The organism is Sanguibacter sp. TS_SC_8, from assembly GCF_055361235.1.
On record NZ_CM143955.1, the window covers coordinates 986,801 to 1,004,392 of the forward strand.

19 protein-coding genes are annotated in these 17,592 nt (G+C 68.8%); 12 read left to right on the top strand and 7 right to left on the bottom strand.

Features of this window, described 5'->3' with window-relative positions:
* Window positions 1-43: 43 nt before the first annotated feature.
* From ACWA15_RS04360 to ACWA15_RS04380, 5 genes are all read right to left on the bottom strand, one after another.
* Window positions 44-1,648, bottom strand: a complete 1,605-nt coding sequence (locus tag ACWA15_RS04360; RefSeq protein ID WP_464058217.1) for a hypothetical protein — start codon at window positions 1,646-1,648, stop codon at window positions 44-46.
* A 61-nt stretch (window positions 1,649-1,709) separates the two neighbouring features.
* On the bottom strand, window positions 1,710-3,131 hold the full coding sequence (locus ACWA15_RS04365; protein ID WP_464058218.1) for a YlbE family protein: 1,422 nt from the start codon (window positions 3,129-3,131) through the stop codon (window positions 1,710-1,712).
* Window positions 3,131-4,678 (bottom strand): acyl-CoA synthetase FdrA, encoded by a 1,548-nt coding sequence (gene fdrA, locus ACWA15_RS04370; protein WP_464058219.1) that lies wholly within the window; start codon window positions 4,676-4,678, stop codon window positions 3,131-3,133. Before fdrA ends, ACWA15_RS04365 begins: the two co-directional genes overlap by 1 nt.
* Entirely contained in the window at window positions 4,675-5,484 is an 810-nt protein-coding gene (locus ACWA15_RS04375) for an oxamate carbamoyltransferase subunit AllH family protein (RefSeq protein WP_464059410.1), read from the bottom strand. Before ACWA15_RS04375 ends, fdrA begins: the two co-directional genes overlap by 4 nt.
* A 31-nt stretch (window positions 5,485-5,515) precedes the next feature.
* The gene (locus ACWA15_RS04380) at window positions 5,516-6,127 is read right to left on the bottom strand and encodes an ankyrin repeat domain-containing protein (protein ID WP_464058220.1); all 612 of its coding nucleotides are present in this window, start codon (window positions 6,125-6,127) and stop codon (window positions 5,516-5,518) included.
* A gap of 398 nt (window positions 6,128-6,525) precedes the next feature.
* Between ACWA15_RS04380 and groES the strand changes: the two genes are divergently transcribed.
* The gene (gene groES / locus ACWA15_RS04385) at window positions 6,526-6,822 is read left to right on the top strand and encodes a co-chaperone GroES (protein ID WP_464058221.1); all 297 of its coding nucleotides are present in this window, start codon (window positions 6,526-6,528) and stop codon (window positions 6,820-6,822) included.
* 70 nt (window positions 6,823-6,892) lie between these two features.
* On the opposite strand, the gene ACWA15_RS04390 is transcribed toward groES, so the two are convergent.
* Window positions 6,893-7,195: a WhiB family transcriptional regulator gene (locus ACWA15_RS04390; protein ID WP_464058222.1), complete on the bottom strand. Its 303-nt coding sequence runs from the start codon at window positions 7,193-7,195 to the stop codon at window positions 6,893-6,895.
* A 387-nt stretch (window positions 7,196-7,582) separates the two neighbouring features.
* Between ACWA15_RS04390 and ACWA15_RS04395 the strand changes: the two genes are divergently transcribed.
* The 3 genes from ACWA15_RS04395 (at window position 7,583) to ACWA15_RS04405 (ending at window position 11,419) form a co-directional block, all read left to right on the top strand.
* Complete coding sequence (locus ACWA15_RS04395; protein WP_464058223.1) at window positions 7,583-8,770, top strand: MerR family transcriptional regulator; 1,188 nt, start codon at window positions 7,583-7,585, stop codon at window positions 8,768-8,770.
* Window positions 8,771-8,849: 79 nt separating this feature from the next.
* Window positions 8,850-10,373 (top strand): IMP dehydrogenase, encoded by a 1,524-nt coding sequence (gene guaB / locus ACWA15_RS04400; RefSeq protein ID WP_464058224.1) that lies wholly within the window; start codon window positions 8,850-8,852, stop codon window positions 10,371-10,373.
* Between the two features lie 86 nt (window positions 10,374-10,459).
* A complete protein-coding gene (locus tag ACWA15_RS04405; RefSeq protein ID WP_464058225.1) occupies window positions 10,460-11,419 on the top strand; it encodes a pseudouridine synthase in 960 nt (319 codons plus the stop codon).
* Here ACWA15_RS04405 and ACWA15_RS04410 read toward each other — a convergent pair.
* Window positions 11,375-12,100, bottom strand: coding sequence for an exonuclease domain-containing protein (locus ACWA15_RS04410; RefSeq protein ID WP_464058226.1), 726 nt, complete (start codon window positions 12,098-12,100; stop codon window positions 11,375-11,377). The genes ACWA15_RS04405 and ACWA15_RS04410 overlap by 45 nt on opposite strands.
* A gap of 158 nt (window positions 12,101-12,258) precedes the next feature.
* Between ACWA15_RS04410 and ACWA15_RS04415 the strand changes: the two genes are divergently transcribed.
* From ACWA15_RS04415 to ACWA15_RS04450, 8 genes are all read left to right on the top strand, one after another.
* Window positions 12,259-13,383 carry a GuaB3 family IMP dehydrogenase-related protein gene (locus tag ACWA15_RS04415; protein ID WP_464058227.1) on the top strand — a complete coding sequence of 375 codons (1,125 nt, stop codon included), beginning with the start codon at window positions 12,259-12,261 and terminating at the stop codon, window positions 13,381-13,383.
* Between the two features lie 26 nt (window positions 13,384-13,409).
* A complete protein-coding gene (locus ACWA15_RS04420; RefSeq protein ID WP_464058228.1) occupies window positions 13,410-13,688 on the top strand; it encodes a GNAT family N-acetyltransferase in 279 nt (92 codons plus the stop codon).
* A 9-nt stretch (window positions 13,689-13,697) separates the two neighbouring features.
* Window positions 13,698-13,874, top strand: a complete 177-nt coding sequence (locus ACWA15_RS04425) for a GNAT family N-acetyltransferase (protein ID WP_464059412.1) — start codon at window positions 13,698-13,700, stop codon at window positions 13,872-13,874.
* A 319-nt stretch (window positions 13,875-14,193) separates the two neighbouring features.
* Complete coding sequence (locus ACWA15_RS04430; RefSeq protein WP_464058229.1) at window positions 14,194-14,643, top strand: hypothetical protein; 450 nt, start codon at window positions 14,194-14,196, stop codon at window positions 14,641-14,643.
* Window positions 14,644-14,843: 200 nt separating this feature from the next.
* Complete coding sequence (locus ACWA15_RS04435; RefSeq protein WP_464058230.1) at window positions 14,844-14,969, top strand: hypothetical protein; 126 nt, start codon at window positions 14,844-14,846, stop codon at window positions 14,967-14,969.
* Window positions 14,959-15,294, top strand: a complete 336-nt coding sequence (locus tag ACWA15_RS04440; protein ID WP_464058231.1) for a cellulose binding domain-containing protein — start codon at window positions 14,959-14,961, stop codon at window positions 15,292-15,294. Before ACWA15_RS04435 ends, ACWA15_RS04440 begins: the two co-directional genes overlap by 11 nt.
* Window positions 15,291-15,752 carry a hypothetical protein gene (locus ACWA15_RS04445; RefSeq protein ID WP_464058232.1) on the top strand — a complete coding sequence of 154 codons (462 nt, stop codon included), beginning with the start codon at window positions 15,291-15,293 and terminating at the stop codon, window positions 15,750-15,752. The genes ACWA15_RS04440 and ACWA15_RS04445 overlap by 4 nt, the downstream gene beginning before the upstream one ends.
* Window positions 15,753-15,941: 189 nt before the next feature.
* The gene (locus ACWA15_RS04450; protein ID WP_464058233.1) at window positions 15,942-17,576 is read left to right on the top strand and encodes a succinic semialdehyde dehydrogenase; all 1,635 of its coding nucleotides are present in this window, start codon (window positions 15,942-15,944) and stop codon (window positions 17,574-17,576) included.
* Window positions 17,577-17,592: the final 16 nt, after the last annotated feature.

The following is a 17,592-nucleotide window of genomic DNA, read 5'->3' on the forward strand; positions in this document are numbered from 1 at the left end:
CGAGGGCAAGCCGCTAGAGCATGGTGGACTTGTCGGAGCTGGGTCAGCCCGACGTCGTAGGTCGGCTTGGGCCGGTCTCCTCGGCGGTGGTCCGCGGGGGCGCTGCCGCGGCCATGACCGCGGAGTCATAGACCTCGGTGGTGCCGGCCCGGGCGTTGAGGAAGTGCTTGATCACGAAGAGCAGCGCGACCATGCCGTAGCCGATCGCGAACTCGCTGGGTCGTTCACCGCCCACCACGGGCACTGCCTGGTGAATGATCCCGAAGAAGGCCAGCACTGCGGCGACGCCTGCGGAGACTGCGCCGCGCACCGGCTGGTTGCGGATGGCGAAGACTGCGATGCACCCCCACAGCAGCGAGGCCAGGGGAGCGCCGTTGCCCAGCGCGAACAACCCGGTGTAGTCCACACCGGCGGACTCGAGGGCACCTGAGGTGACCTCACCGGCGTTGGTGCCGGCAGCCTTGAGGGTGTTGCCGGTCAGCGTCAACGCCCAGTTGCCCACCCACGGGAAGAGCGCCACGAAGATGACCGGGACCTCGAGCTTCGGAGTCTCGCGGACAACCTGGTTGGCGGTGACGATACCGATGTAGATCAAGATCGGTGCGACCGCCGCCATCGGGATGACGGCGAGCAGGAAGGCCCCCAGTCCGAAGAGCCCGACGATGAACATCGTGATGCCGGAGAACAGGGTGTAGCCGATGCCGGCGCCCATCTCCTTGTAGGCGGTGTGTCCCACGTAGACGGTCACGGGGAAGGGGTTCCCCATCAGGGAGCCGACCATGGAGGTGCCACCGTTGGCGAGCATGACGCGACGGGTGGGGTACGGGTCTCCGGCGGCGTGCGCGCCCTCGATGTTCTCCAGGTCGAAGACATAGTTGGCGAGCGCGAGCGGGATTGCCGAGGCCAGGTATGGGGCGGCCACACCCAGGCCCGAGATGAAGTCGGTCACGTGGAGGGTAGGCGGGTTGAAGCCGGCCTGAGCCAGGCCGCTGGTGATCGCCTCAGGAGACTGCAGGCCAAAGGCCCAGGCCAAGGCGGTTCCGGCAAGGAGCAGCAGCAGACCCGTAGGGATCCGCTTGAACATCGGCTGGCGGCCGAACCAGTTGATGAAGATCAACGCGAGTACCACGAAGGCCACCACAGGGGTGTGGAAGGCCTGCAGCATCGGGTTCATCGCAAGCAGCATCAGGCCGAGGCCCGCCAGGCACGAGAGCAGCACCGTGCGCGGAACAGCTCTGCGCAGGAGTTCGCCGGCGAACGCCCCGATGAAGAGGATCAACCCTTCGATGAAGCACCACACCAGCCCCACCTGCAACGCGAACTCGGGGTCGTCGGTCTGGGTGTAGATGGGCATGAGCACCAAGAAGGTCACGGTGAAGATCGACGGCGCACTCGGTCCAGAGGGCAGCGCGGTGATGTCGGTGCGCCCGGTCTTCTTGGCAAGCTGACGCGCGAAGACCACGTAGAAGATCGAGGCGAGCATCACTGTGAGGCCGAAGGCAGGAGCAATGCGGCCGATGACCATCTTTGAGGGCAGGCCGACCACGCCGATCAGCAGCGCGAGCATCGTGAGGAGGTTGGTCAGGTTGTTGCTGAAGAGCCCGAAGTAGGCGGCCCAGTCACCGCGGCGCCACAGGGGAGTGGACATGACAACTCGTTTCAGGTTGGGCCGCCGTCACCGATGACGGCGGCCGAGAAGGCGAGGGGGATTATGCGGTGTATGAGGACGAGATGGCAGCGAGAGCCTTGGCGAAGGCCTCAGCCGGAGGGTTGACGATGCCGGCTCCGATCATGCCGATGCCCGCGTCCTTGTGTGCGATGGCGGTATTGATCACGGGCAGCACTCCGGTCTCCATGACCTTGCGAACATCAATTCCGGTGGGTGCGCCCATGAAGTTCAGCGCGGGAATGGTGACATTCGGGTTGTTGCCTGTGGTGATGTCATTCATCGAGCGTGAGTAATCCATGGCTTCGTCCACGGTTCCTCCGACGAGGGCGACGATCGCGGGCGCTGCGGCCATGGAGAAGCCGCCGATCCCGTAGGTCTCGGTGATGGCCGAGTCGCCGATGTCCAAGCCAGAATCCTCCGGCTTGTACCCGGCGAACATGGGGCCCATGACCTGCTGAGCGGGCCCGGTGAACCATTGCCCGGGCAGCCCCGCCACCCGAATGCCGAAGGCGACGCCGTTGCGGGCCATGGCGGTCACCACGGTGGAGTTCTCCACGCCTTGGGCGGCGTCCATGGCGGCCTTGGCTGCGGCCATCCACGTGGGACCGGAGAAGTAGTCGCTCGAGGCGACGAAGTCGAGGACTGCACGCTTCTCGGCATTCGAGAACGACGTCTCGACCAGGTACGGCGACAGTGCCTGAATCAGCAGCGTCGTGCCAGCGACATTGCGGTTGTGGCACTCATCGCCCATGTGCAACGCCTGCGCCATCATCAGCCGCAGGTCGATGCCATCGGGGTTGAGGGTCATCGCCTCGGCGAGCATCGGGCCGAACAGGTCCCGCATCCAGACCAGGCGGTCGATCACGGACTGGTCGTTCGCGCCCATACGCAGAATCTTGGACAGCTGCTCTGACAGGTTGGTGTAGGCGATGTTGCCGTGGGTCTTGTTCTCGACCACGTGCATGTACATGCTCGCTGATGTCACCCCGGCCATCGAGCCGACGGCGCCATATTCGTGACAGGGCGCGAACGTGATCTCACCCGACCCGGCGACCTCGTGGGCCTCCTCGATGTTCTTGGCGAGGCCTTCGAACACGAGTGCGCCGGTCACTGCACCCTTCATCGGACCGTTCATCCGCTCCCACTCGATCGGCGGGCCCGCGTGCAGGATGGTCGTCGCCGTCATGCCTGGCACGACGTCGATCGCGGGGCCGAACCCGGTGAGCACCGGCTGGGCGGAGGTGATGCGGGCGAAGGCCTCGGCGTTCGCCTCGTCGATCGTCGCTGCGAGCGAAGGCTCTTCGAGCGCACGCAGGTGAGCGACCATCGTCGGGTCGCCGCCGCCGGGGGGAGCCCAGTCCATGCGGATGGCCGCGGCGCCCTGGCGGGTGATGTCGTCGGCGAACATGTCGAGGCCGAGGTTGACGACCACTGGCTTGGCGAAGAGAGAGGTGAGAGTCATCAGTTGTTCTCCTGAGCGACGAATTCCCGCGCGAGCAGGCCGGTGTTGGTGGAGGAAGACGCGATCGTGACGCCCACGGCTTCGAGCTGGGCGATCTGCTCAGCGACCGAGGGGGTGTCCAGGTCGGTGCCCAGCACGTAGCCGAGGATCTCCAGGTGGCGTCCGCCGTCACGGGCGATCCGCTGAGCCTCGACGATGGCGGGGATGGTCACCCCGACCGGGTCTTCGTGGGAGCCGAAGCCCACGATGAAGTCCATGACGAGGACGCCGACCTCAGGGTCGGCGGCCTCGGTGACGATGCGCGCGAGGCGGTTGGACGGGTCGATCATGGGGTGCGGCTTGCCGTCGGTGAACTCGTCGTCACCGAGGTCGAGGAAGGTGTGCGCCTTCGAAGCACTGCGCGCAGTGAGCTGGTATGCCGGGTCCTTCTGGATGTTGGAGTACACGTCGGGGAACTTCGCCAGCGCGGCGTAGAGCGCCTCGTCGCACAGCGTGCCTCCGCAGAACAGCCCGCGGATGTACTTCTGCTCCGGGTTGAGCTTGGCGCGCACCTCGTCGATCAGCGGCCAGTTCAGCGCGTGCAGGTCGAGAGTGGATTCGTCCACCCCGGTGGCCAGCACCGCAGCCAGTGCGGCGGGCTTGGTGCCAGAGACGAAGGTGACGTTGGCGTAGGGGGACTCGGTGCGCTCGGAGCCGAGGAAGCACACGATGACGGGCTTGGAGATCTGCCCGGCCACGGCCAGCACCTTGTCCTCGACAGAGGGCGCCGGTGGCTTGGAGACGAGCACGATGACGTCGGTCTCGGGGTCGTCGGCGAGAGCCTGGATCGCGTCGATCATCGTGATCCCGCCGATCTCGGCTGACAGATCGCGGCCACCGGTGCCGATGAGCTGGGAGACCCCGCCGCCGAAGTCGTGCACGCGCACGGAGATCTCCTGGCTACCGGTACCTGACGCGCCGATGATGCCGATGGTGCCGCGGCGAACCGCGTTGCCGAAGGCGAGTGCAACGCCGCCGAGAATGGCGGTGCCACAGTCGGGGCCCATCATCAGCAAGCCCTTGCCGTGGGCGAGCTGCTTCAGTGCCAGCTCGTCGGCGACCGAGACGTTGTCGGAGAACATCAGCACGTTCTTGCCGCCGTTGATCGCCTTCTGGGCTTCGCGGGTCGCGAAGGCGCCGTTCACGCTGATCATGACGAGGTTGGACTCAGGCGCGCTTGCCATCGCTGCGTCCAGGGTGCGGTAGCGCGTCTGCGTCGCGCCGGTGTCGCTGTTCTTGCGGGCGAGCAGGTCTTCCAGAGCCTGCAGCGCAGCGTCGAGCTGGTCGGGGCTCTCGGTCTCGAGCACAACCATCAGGTCTCCGCCGGTTGCCGCGTCCAGCTCGGCGGTGAGCAGGTTGAGGTTGGCCAGCACCTCCTTGTTCATCGGGGTGCCCATGGCGACGAACGCCTGGGTGACGCCCTCGAGCTGGTTCGCCTTGGTGGAGATGGACATGAGCGAGACCGAGTCCACGTAGGTGTTCTTCTTCACCGTGTGATGGGTTGTCATGCTGATCCTTTACTGAGAAGGGTTGGGCTTGCGTAGGACAGTCCGCTCAGCAGACCGGTGAGGAGGTCATGCCCGGAGCGGTGGCCGATCGCGAGCACCCCCTCGACTGCGCTGGGCACGTCGGTGCCCGTGCTGAGCGCCGTGATGAGCTGGTGTATCTGGGACCGGGCGTGGCCTCGACCGGCATCGGCAAGAAAGGACGCCGACAGCGGGACGGTGGTGTGCGCCGCGGCGTCGATGGCGGCGACCAGTGCGCTGCGGCGCGGGGCCCATGCTCCGGACCGCGGGAGCGCCAGAGCCAACCCGCAGAGCAGGTCGTCACCGCTGGGCGTGAGTCCTTGGCCGAGGCCCACCAGTGCCGCCACGTGGGGCGACAGGTCGAGGTCGGGGGTGGCGACCCGGTCGAGCAGTGCGGAGAAACGCGCTGCCAGCACGTGGTCGCTGTGGGCTTCCCAGGTGCCGGCGGGCGGCACCGCCGCGGCCGAGCACAGGGCGCGGGCTTGGGCAAGCGCCGCCGGGCGGGGTGGTGCGACGACCAGAGCGTGATCCAGCACGACGTCCGGTAGCGGAACGTCACCGTAGGGAGTCTCGATCGCCGCGCGGGTGAGCCACAGGCGATCGCCCACCGTGAGGCCGCGGCGGTCGGGTGCAGCGAGGCTGATCGCTCGTGGGCCGGTGCCCAGGGCTGGGTCGGCCAGGGTGAGGAAGCGCCCTCCCGGCAGCTCCAGGTTGACTGCGTGGGTGAATACCGAGTGCACAACGGCGCTGGTGCTGGGCTGGAGCCAAGCATGCGCCGTGGCGTCCATGGTGCTCACCGTCGGGGTCATGGCAGCGGCTTCAGAGGAACGTGCGGATGATGTCCGCGATCTTGGTGTAGCCCCTGAGCTCGGCAAGCTCCAGCGGGGTCACTCCGAACTCGTCGGTCATGCCGGGCTTGCCGCCGTTGTCGAGCAGCAGCCGCACGATCTCCTGCTGTCCGGGGCCGCCGTCGTTCAGGGTGATGGCCTCGATGAGGGCTGTCCAGCCCAAGGTGTTGGTGAGGTTGATGTTGATGCGGGTGTTCTCGACCAGGTAGCGGACCACCTCGACATGGCCCTTCTCAGCGGCGGGGGTCAGGCCATTGCCGCCGAAGCGGGTGAGCACCCGCATGTCTGCGCCAGCTTCAACCATCGTCTTGACCAGGTGGAGGTCGTTGGTGATGCACCCCAGGATGAACGGGTTGAAGCAGGTCTGGTCCTGCTGGTTGATGTCCACGCCAGCGGCGATGAGAGCGTCGACGACCGCCAGGTGCCCGCCACGGGCCGCCCGCAGGATTGCGCTCGCTTCGTCGCGGTCGACGGCGTCCTTGTCGACCCCTTGGGTGAGGGCGGCGGTGACCGCGTCGAGGTCTCCGGCCGCCGCTGCGTCCAGGTAGGCGAGAGCTAGCGGATCTGTGCTGGGTGCGCGCATGACGTCTCCTCATTGATTACTGCCGTGTGGTACACGGTATACCGTGTACCAGGTTCCTGGTGGGACCTCGGTCCCAGCCTTGGGCGGGGAGCGCAGGTCGACCGCTCTGCTGATGGGCAGGTCGCGGACCTCGCTCGGGTCCTGGGCGCAGGCGGGGTGGCTCCGAGCCGGCGGGTGGTCGACCACGGCCAGTCGAACGGCGGTAGCGCGAGGCGCCTGACCTGCAGCGACGCAGCGAATCACGACGCGCTTTGGCACTCGCCTTGACCGAGTGCTAACGCGGGCATAGATTTGGGCACGGCGACACACCTGTTTGTGACCGACCCCCGCGACGGCGGTCCGGCCAGGACGTGGCCACTCTGAACTGTCCTGCATCTCTTTAGCGAAAGGGGATCCGCGTGTCGGTCTCCATCAAGCCGCTCGAGGACCGGATCGTCGTCAAGGCTCTCGAAGTTGAGCTCACGACGCCCTCTGGTCTTGTCATTCCTGACACTGCCAAGGAGAAGCCCCAGGAGGGCGAGGTCCTTGCAGTGGGTCCGGGTCGTGTCGACGACAACGGCAACCGCGTCCCGCTCGACGTCGTCGTCGGTGACAAGGTCATCTACAGCAAGTACGGCGGAACCGAGATCAAGTACTCCGGCGAGGAGTACCTCATCCTCTCGGCTCGTGACATCCTCGCCGTGGTCGTTTCCTGATCACTGCGTGACGCATGCGAAAGGCCCCGTGACCTCTTGGTCACGGGGCCTTTCGCATGCTGGGGAGGGGCTAGCCCACGCGGCGGGTCTTCGTCGGCATCGTCCCGACCAGGGCGGCGGCTCGCTCGTCCTCGCTGAGCCCACCCCAGACTCCGTACGGCTCCCGGACGGCGAGGGACTGCTCCCGGCACTGCATCATCACGGGGCACCCGTGGCAGATGGCCTTGGCGGCCTCCGCACGGCGGCGCCTCGCGGCACCGCGCTCGCCCTCGGGGTGAAAGAAGAGGGTGTCATCCACGTCGCGGCATGATCCCTGGTACTGCCACTCCCAGAGGTCCATGACCGGTCCAGGGAGTCTCGAGAGCTCTGTCATCGTCAATCCGTCCTTCGATCATCGTGGCCTGCGCAGACGTTCTGTGCTGACGTCCTGCGCCGTGCCGTGAGGTGTTGCGTGCTGAGAGGGAGCGAACTGATCGCTGATCCTTGCAGTGGTCGCGCCTGACCACTCGCTCAAGGTACAACCGTTTCAAGAGTTGTTCAAGTGTCTTGCGAGAATCTCAGCGAACAACTTCTGACGAGGAACTTGTCGTAATCGTGAACTATGCCAAGTGCACGAGGTTCGAAAGCGGGGCGACGCTCACCGACGGGATCAAACGTCTCGCATCATGGACGATCCGTGAACAACTAGTGAACGGATTTTCGGCCCGACACGCACGGGAGCCAGGTGGCACTCTGGCTCAACACTCGGCACAATCGAGTCATGACAGTTCCGCGCCCCTCCGAGAGCGACACCGGAGGCACCGACTCCGTGGGTGCGGCTCCAGGGCTCGCGGTCGCAGCGGTCGCGCGTCGCCTCGGCGTCGCACCGGCAACACTGCGTACCTGGGACCGCCGGTACGGCCTGGGGCCCTCCGAACACTCGGCGGGTGCGCACCGCAGGTACTCCGACGACGACGTCGCGCGTCTCATGGTGATGCGACGCCTCGCCCTGGAAGGTGTGGCCCCGGTGGACGCGGCCCGCGCGGCCCTCGCCATCGACCTGTCCGCGACGACCCGCGAACAGCTCGAGGCCGAGCTCACCGACTCCCTCGCGCACGCGGACGCACCGCGGGACGCGCGTCGCGAGGCCGTCGATGTCGGCAGCGTCGGCAGTGTCGGCGACGACACGCTCACCACGCGGGGCATGCGAGCACTGCCGTCCGGGAACAACACCGGCGACGACGGATCACAGACCGCCGGAGCCGTTCCGCTCGACCGCCCCCGCGCGACCCTGCGCCTGGCAGCTCCGGTGGACCATCTGGTCTCCACCCCGATGGACGTCATCGATGCGGTCCTGCGGGGCAACCTCGCTGCGTGCGAGCAGCTGCTCGCGCTCGACGTCGACCAGGACCCGGCCCAGTGGTGGACGACCCTCGTCGAACCCACCGTGCACCGGCTCGCCGAACGCACCGTCCTGACCAAGCCGGGTGAGGCTCCCGAGATCGTCCTGGCGAGCGCGACCCTCAAGGTGCTCGCGGACTTCATCCAGGCTCGGGAGCAGCGCACCGCGCTCCTCACGGGGGTGAGCTCGCCGCACCCGAGCCAGATGAAGAAGATCGTCCTGCTCTTCGGGGCGGCCGACGACGCCCAGCCGCTCGCGATGCACGCCCTCGCCGCTGCCCTCGTCGCGGCAGACGTCACCGCGCGGATCGTGTCCGGCCCGGCGAACGCCCACCGCGCGATGGAGCTGGTGACGATGGTGCGTCCGGTGGCGACCGTCCTGGTGACCTCCCTCACACGACCCGAGCTCGGCATCGTCCACGCGCTCCACGAGGCGCAGCCCGCGCTGCCCATCTTCGTCGGGCTCAGCAGTGACGACGCCGCCGCGGACCTGCCGCTCTCGGCCAACGTCACCCGGGTGCGCAGCTTCCAGGGGCTGCTGCACGAGGTTCTCGCGGTCGCGCGGTAGCGTCCACGGCGCTCCGGAGCCCCGCGACGCCGCGCCACACCGCGACCAGGGGGCGGGCGACGATGAGTAGACTCCACCCATGAACGAGTCGAGCAGCGCGCAGTCCCACGACCCCTTCGGATTTGTCGGTCTCACCTACGACGACGTCCTCCTTCTCCCCAACGAGACGGACGTCATCCCCAGCCAGGTCAACACCACGGCCCGGCTCACGCGCGAGATCACCGTCTCCGTGCCGCTGCTCTCCGCCGCGATGGACACCGTGACCGAGGCGCGCATGGCCATCGCCATGGCACGCCACGGTGGCATCGGGATCGTGCACCGCAACCTCTCGATCGAGGCGCAGGCGAAAGAGGTCGACCTCGTCAAGCGGTCCGAGTCCGGGATGATCACCGACCCGGTGACCGTCAGCCCCGGCGCGACCCTCGCCGAGCTCGACGCGCTGTGCGGCCAGTACCGCGTCTCCGGTCTGCCCGTCGTCGACGAGCGCAACACCCTCGTGGGCATCATCACCAACCGTGACCTGCGGTTCGTCGCCCCCGGCGACTTCGCCACCCGCCGCGTCCACGAGGTCATGACCCCGATGCCGCTGGTCACCGGTCCTGTAGGCATCTCCCGCGAAGCCGCTGCAGAGCTCCTCGGCAGGCACAAGATCGAGAAGCTGCCGCTCGTCGACGCCGACGGCCGCCTGAGCGGGCTGATCACCGTCAAGGACTTCGTCAAGACCGAGCAGTACCCCGGCGCGACCAAGGACGGCGAAGGTCGCCTCGTCGTCGGCGCCGCGATCGGGTTCTTCGGCGACGCCCTCGAGCGGGCCGGGGCACTCGCCGAGGCCGGCGTCGACGTCCTGGTGGCTGACACCGCGAACGGGCACGCGCGGCTGCTGCTCGACATGATCCGCAAGCTCAAGGCCGACCCCTTCTTCTCCGGCGTCCAGATCATCGGGGGGAACATCGCCACCCGGGCTGGCGCGCAGGCGCTCGTCGACGCCGGCGTCGACGCGGTCAAGGTCGGCGTAGGACCGGGGTCCATCTGCACCACCCGGGTGGTCGCCGGGGTCGGCGTCCCGCAGGTCACGGCCATCTACGAGGCGTCCCTCGCCTGCAAGCCGGCCGGCGTCCCGGTCATCGGCGACGGCGGGCTGCAGTACTCCGGCGACATCGCCAAGGCCCTCGTGGCCGGAGCCGACACCGTCATGCTCGGCTCGCTCCTGGCCGGCTGCGACGAGAGCCCCGGTGACCTCGTCTTCGTCAACGGCAAGCAGTTCAAGCTCTACCGCGGCATGGGATCCATCGGAGCGATGGCCTCCCGCGGGAAGAAGGCCTCCTACTCCAAGGACCGCTACTTCCAGGCGGACGTGGACAGCGACGACAAGATCGTCCCCGAGGGCATCGAGGGCCAGGTGCCCTACCGCGGCCCGCTCGGCGCCGTCGCGCACCAGCTCGTCGGCGGTCTGCACCAGTCGATGTTCTATGTCGGCGCGCACACCATCCCCCAGCTGCAGGAGCGCGGGAAGTTCGTCCGGATCACCCCGGCCGGGCTCAAGGAGTCCCACCCGCACGACATCCAGATGACCGTCGAGGCACCGAACTACACGGGCCGCTGAGCAGGGCCCGCGGGCACCGCACTGCACCGCTCCCGGTGCGGGACGGCCTCAACCCGGTGCGCCTGCAGCTGCCGCACCCAGGGCAGGTGCCGCACGGACAGGGGCCGCACAGCCAGGGGCCGCACAGCCCGGGCGCCGACGCGCGCTGGCCCACCGTCCTCGACTACCTCGTGGCACGGTTCCCCGAGGACGCCGCCCGGCTCCGGGAGAAGGTCGCCGGGGGAGAGGTGGTCGACGAGATCGGTCGGCCCCTCCACGAGGGTTCGGCCTTCGTCCCCGGCGCCCTCGTCTTCCTCTACCGGGACGCCCCGGTCGAGGCGCGGGTGCCCTTCGAGATCGACGTGCTGCACCACGACGACGACCTGCTCGTCGTCGACAAGCCGCACTTCCTGGCGAGCACGCCGCGCGGGGCCTACGTCGTGGAGTCGGCCGTGGTCCGCCTGCGCCGTCAGCTCGACCTCCCCGAGATCAGCCCCGCGCACCGGCTGGACCGGATCACCGCCGGGGTGCTTGTGTTCACCACCCGCCGCGCGGTGCGCGGCGCCTACCAGCGCCTGTTCGCCGAACGGACCGTGCACAAGACCTACGAGGCGGTGGCGCGGGTCGATCCGGCCCGGACCTTCCCGCTGACCGTCCGCAGCCGGATCGTCAAGGAGGCGGGGGTCCTCGCGGCGCAGGAGATCCCCGGGGAGCCCAACAGCGAGAGCCTCATCGACCTCGTGGCGGTCAGGGGCGAGGACACCGGCCCTCGGCTCGGCCGGTACGTGCTGCGCCCGCGCACCGGCAAGACCCACCAGCTGCGCCTGCACATGGCCTCCCTGGGCCTGGCGATCTGCAACGACAACCTCTACCCGCAGTTCTACGACGTGGCCCCGGACGACTACTCCGCGCCGTTGCAGCTGCTGGCCCGGTCGATCGAGTTCACGGACCCGCTCACCGGCCACCGGCGGGAGTTCACCAGCCGTCGGCAGCTGAGCCTGTGGCCGGGCGAGTCGTCCGTGTCATCCCTCGAGCACGCCGATCTGGCGGTGCTCGCTCAACCATGACTCCCCGGCCCCTGGCCCGCTGAGGCCCTTGCTCTCGCGCCAGGAGTTGAAGTTCACCGCCCACTTGGTGTGCTCGGCGGCCTGGTAGGCGTGCAGAGCGGTGAGCTCGAGCTCGGCGATGTCGGGGTGGCGCGCCACCATGGCGGCGAGCACGTCCAGGGTCGCCAGGACGTCGACGTCGGCGTTGTGCAGGTCCCCGTCCCCACCGACCCCGTAGACCCCGCACAGGTCGACGAGCTTGCGCTTGCCCCGGCGGTACCGGTCCACCGCACGGTCGAGCACGAGCGGGTCGATCACCGGGCTCACCTCGCGCCCGATCCGGTCGGACAAGGACAGCAGGCCGTGGCGGGCGAGCTCGGCGTCGAGGATGCAGATGTCGAAGGTGGCGTTGAAGGCGACCACCGGGACGCCCTCGAGCAGCGCCTGCGCGAGGGCGGCTGCGATCTCGTCGAGGGCCACGGCGGGCGCGGCGCCCTGCTCACGGGCCATCTCGGTGGTCACGCCGTGGATCGCCGCCGCCTCCGCGGGGATCGGGACCCCGGGATCGATGATCCAGGTCCGCACCTGGGACCCGGTCGCGTCGCGACGCACCAGCGCTGCGGTGACGATCCGGTCAGTGGCGACGTCGACGCCGGTGGTCTCGGTGTCGAAGCCGAGCAGAGGGCCAGCTGTCCACGTCATGGGTGTCTTCTCCTGACCGGGGCCGGGGGGCCACCGCCGTACGCGAGGGTGGTGCCGGTCGACGACCACCGTGCACAGCATCCCAGGAGGTACTGACACTCCGGTCAAGGCACGACGCTTCTGCATGTCCCGGCGTGGATGGGCGGTAACCTTGTCGCGTGAGCAACGAGATCGAGATCGGCCGAGGCAAGCGCGGACGGCGCGCATATTCCTTCGACGACATTGCGGTTGTGCCGTCCCGCCGCACCCGCGACCCCGAGGACGTGTCCGTGGGGTGGCAGATCGACGCGTACCACTTCGACCTCCCGATCCTCGCGGCACCGATGGACTCCGTCATGAGCCCGGCCACCGCGGTGGCGCTGGGCCGCCACGGCGGCCTCGGTGTGCTCGACCTCGAGGGCCTGTGGACCCGCTACGAGGACCCGACACCGCTGCTCGCCGAGATCGCGGAGCTGGCACCCGAGCGGGCGACCCGCCGGATGCAGGAGATCTACTCCGCGCCGATCCAGCCCGAGCTCATCACCGCCCGCCTCAAGGAGATCCGCGCCGCGGGCGTGACCGTCGCCGGTGCGCTCTCGCCCCAGCGGACCCAGGAGTTCTACCAGACGGTCATCGATGCCGGGGTGGACCTCTTCGTCATCCGCGGCACGACCGTCTCCGCCGAGCACGTCTCGGGCAACGCCGAGCCGCTCAACCTCAAGCGCTTCATCTACGAGCTCGACGTCCCGGTCATCGTCGGCGGCGCCTCGACGTACACCGCGTCGCTGCACCTCATGCGGACCGGTGCGGCCGGCGTGCTCGTCGGCTTCGGTGGCGGTGCGGCGCACACCACGCGCATCTCCCTCGGGATCCACGCGCCGATGGCCACCGCTGTCGCCGACGTCGCGGCGGCTCGCCGTGACTACCTCGACGAGTCCGGCGGCCGGTACGTGCACGTGATCGCCGACGGCGGCGTCGGCCGGGCCGGGGACCTCGTCAAGGCTGTGGCCTGCGGTGCGGACGCAGTGATGGTCGGTGCGGCGCTCGCGCGTGCCGAAGAGGCACCGGGCCAGGGCTGGCACTGGGGCTCCGAGGCGCACCACCCGGAGCTGCCCCGCGGGGAGCGGGTCAGCGTCGGGACTGCCGGAACCCTCGCCGAGATCCTCTTCGGCCCGGGCCGCCAGGCCGACGGCACGCTCAACCTCGTCGGCGCGCTCAAGCGCGCGATGGCGACCACCGGATACTCCGACCTCAAGGAGTTCCAGCGGGTCGAGGTCGTCGTCTCCCCGTACCAGCCGCGCTGACCGCGGCGAGCACGCGCCAGGCACGCATGGACGACGGCGGGCACGCGCCCCTCGGCCCCGGGACAGTCTCGGAGATGGCCGACGGCGACGGGCCCGCCGTCGTCGCGTTGTGGGAGGCCTGCGGGCTGACCCGGCCGTGGAACGACCCCGCCGCCGACCTGGCGAACGCGGTCGCGACCGAGTCGTCGACGGTCCTCGTGGCGCACCTGTCTGAGCCCGGCAGGGCGGTGGCAGGGACGGTCACGGTCGGCTTCGACGGGCACCGCAGTTGGCTGTACTACCTGGCCGTCGACCCCGCCCTGTAGGGCCGGGGGATTGGCCGGTCACTCGTGGTGGCGGCTGAGGCGTGGCTGGCCGCGCAGGGCGCGGGCAAGGTCCAACTCATGGTCCGCGCCGGCAACGCGGCGGTGACCGGGTTCTACGCTGCGCTCGGGTACACCGACCAGGAGTGCGTCGTGCTCGGTAGACGGTTCCAGCCGGCCTCGGGCTGACCGGCCGTGCTGCGGCCGTGCTCAACGTCGGTGGCGATGGATATCAACCCTGCCTCTTTGCCGTCCTTGACAGACGCACATCCGACCCAATACGTTCCGTCCATCCGAATCGCACAAATAGCGAAGATGCTACCTGTGGGAGCGCTCCCCCCATCGCCCCAGGAGGAACCGTGACTCTCGGATTCAACGGATCGACCGCGGGTGCTGCGACCCCTGTGGTGCCTGCCGAGTTTCTACTGAATGGAGGACCTTGCTTGTGAGGGCACGCACGTGGGTCCTGCTCGGGGTGCTGGCTGCCGTGGCCGCGGTTGGAGGTGTCATGTGGGCACGGGACGACGCATCGCCTCCGGGTGAGGTGTGGGAGAACGCGCCACCTCCGGGTGAGGGCGGAGTGACTGGCCGCTTCTGGTTGAAGGATGACACCGGGAGGCCCGACACTCCCGCCCGCGACGGTCGTCTGCTCGTCGTGCCTGGGGTGACCGTTGCGGGTCTCTGGCCGGACGACGCGGATGCCAGTAGTAGGACGGGGCCGTGGTATACGACATTCAGCGCGGACTACGACCTTGACCAGCTCGAGGAGCAGTACGGTGCGACGGTGGTTGAGGTTGCGAGCAACGGCCGGTTTCGGGTCGTAGCGCCCCCCGGGCCGACGGTCATCTGCGACATCGGGATGGGCGGTATATCCGGGTGCAGCGACGTCGACCTACCCGAGCACGGAACCCTGCGCGCCGATGCTGGTGAGTTCGGCTTCCGGATCGTCGTCGAGTAGGGAAGGTGTTGTAGCGCTCGAAGGCTCCGTATGGAGGCTGACGAGGCCTTCTCGCCTGTGCGCCATCTCCCAAAGTGGGGTGGCGCACCGGTGGTATGGGCGGAGGGGGAAGCGGCTGCGCGAACTTGTGTACTAGCACGCGAGCGCGCTACGGCTCATCTATCGGAACAGCAACACCCCACCATGCAAGGAACCACATCATGAGCGGCGCCACCCTGGCCTACCCGATCAGCCCCGATCGCGGTGACCGTGACGGATTCCGCCGGCGCCAAGACCTCGGCGTCGGTGACCGTACACGTCAGAAGGGTGGCGGACGTGCCCGCTGAACCCGAGACAGGCACGGTGGCATACGTGGTCCACGGCACCTCCCCCGACGCGTTCACGACTCAGGTGACCATCGCCAACACCGGACCCGACGCGATCGACGGGTGGTCGCTGGGGTGGCGCTTCTCCAACGGCGAGTCGGTGAGCCATCAGGGGAGTTCTGACATCACCTCCGGGCCGAGCGGTACGATCGCGACGAACCTGTCGTGGAACGCTTCGATCGCTGCTGGAGGAACTGTGACGTTCGGGTTCAACGGTTCGACCCCAACAGGCAGTGATCCTGCCGTACCTGGAGAGTTCCGCCTCAATGGAGGACTGTGCCAATGAGGACGCGCACCCGGGTCGTCGTGGGCGGCCTCGCGGCCCTCGTCATCATAGGGGCGGGCTTCTACCTCTTCGCCGAAGTTGAGCCCCCTGGGTCGGGCGGCGTGACCGGGAAATGCCAGATGGTCGACGACACAGGTCTGGGTAACTCGACTATCGGCGAAGGGACGTTCTTGGTCATTCCTGGAGTGACGGTCCAGGATGTGTGGCCGGAGGTCGAGAATCACGAGGGGCGGCTCTATCCCGACCTGGGCGCGCGTACCCGTGACGTGACCAGAGCCGCCGACGAGTTCGGAGCTGTCCTGGTCGAGGTCCAGCCGAACGGACTGTTCCGCATCAACGTGGCCCCAGGCCCAGCAGTTGTCTGTCTGATGGGTTCAGGAGGGTGCGTCGAGGTGACGCTGCCCGAGAGCGGGACTGTCAATGCCTACCGTAGCGAGGGGGGCTTCGACTTCGGGTAGGCAAGCGCGCTTGTAGGTGAGAAGGTGGCGGCTTCTGACCTCCGCCTTCCGTCAAGCACAGTGCACCACCTCAAACCCCGCCCAAGCCGACGGACAAGCGCTAGGGCACTAGGTCAGTCGGTGGCGGAGTTCGACCCGAACAGGGTCCTACGAGTGTCAACGTCGGTGGCCCCGCGTACGCTCGCCGGTATGTCGAGCACACCCGTCCCAGCAGCACCCGAGACCCCGCAGGTCAGCGTGCTGGATCCGGAAGACGACCCGCGGGCCAGCTACCTGCTCCCGCCAGAGCTCACGGCGCCGCTCGTGGCGCGGATCGTGACCTCGCACTCTGCGGGGTCACGCGTGAGCATGGCGCCGTTCACCGGACAGCCCCTCGTCGACCTCCCGCTCTCGAGCACGGAAGACGTCGAGCGCGCCGTCGACCGCGCCCGGGACGCCCAGCGCTACTGGGCCGGTGTGCCCGTGCGCGAGCGCGCGCGGGTGCTGCTGCGCCTGCACGACATCGTCCTGGACCGGCAGTCCGAGGTGCTCGACCTCATCCAGGCGGAGTCGGGCAAGACCCGCGCCAACGCCTTTGAAGAGGTGGGGGACGTCGCGCAGGTGACGCGGCACTACGGGGTGCGTGGACCTGCCTACCTCGCCCCGCGCCGGGTGCGCGGGATGCTGCCGGTGCTCACCCAGACGCGGGTGAACCGGCTGCCGGTCGGGGTCGTGGGCGTCATCTCACCGTGGAACTACCCGCTGACCCTGGCCCTGGCGGACCTGCTGCCCGCCATCGTGGCCGGGAACGCCGTGGTGCTCAAGCCCGACCCCCAGACGACGCTCACCGCCCTGTGGGCCGCGGCCGCGCTCGAGGAAGCGGGCCTGCCCGAGGACGTGCTGCAGATCGTCGCCGGCGGCGGCGGGGTCGGGGCGGCGCTCGTCGACGAGGTGGACCACATCGCGTTCACCGGGTCGACGGCCACCGGCCGCACGATCGCGGCGCGGGCCGGGGAGCGGCTGATCGGGGCCACCCTCGAGCTGGGCGGCAAGAACCCGATGTACGTCGCCGCGGACGCGGACGTCGAGGCCGCGGCGACCGGCGCGGTCCGCGCCTGCTTCGGCAACACCGGGCAGCTGTGCATGTCGATCGAGCGGCTGGTGGTCCACGAGGCGATCGCGGACGCCTTCGTCGCCTCGTTCGTGGCGAAGGTCAAGGCGCTCACCCTGTCCCCGGCGATGGACTACACGGCCGACGTCGGCTCGTTGACGACCCCGGCCCAGCTCGACCGGGTGGAGGACCACGTCCACGACGCGATCGCCCGCGGCGCCAGGATCCTCACCGGGGGAGTGCACCGCGGCGACATCGGCCCGCTGTTCTATGCACCCACCGTGCTCGACGGCGTCCCACCGGACGCCCTGTGCGCCCAGGAGGAGACCTTCGGGCCGGTGGTGTCGGTCACCGTGGTGCGCAGCGACGCCGAGGCGATCACGGTCATGAACGGGACCGAGTTCGGGCTCAACGCGAGCATCTGGACCCGGAAGGTCGCCCGCGGGCGCGAGCTGGCGCGCCAGGTGCGCGCCGGGACGGTCAACATCAACGACGGCTACGCCGCGGCCTGGGGTTCGGTCGAGGCGCCGATGGGCGGTCTCAAGGCCTCCGGGATGGGCCGCCGGCACGGGCGGGACGGGATCGAGGAGTACACCGAGGCCCAGACCGTCGCCGCGCAGGTCGGCGTCGGCGCGGGGCTGTCCCTCGACGCGCTCTTCGCGCTCCCCGAGGGCAGGGGGCAGGCGCTGCTCACCGGCGGCCTGCGGGTGCTCAAGGCGTTGCGCGCACGCTGACGCGCCTCCACCCGAT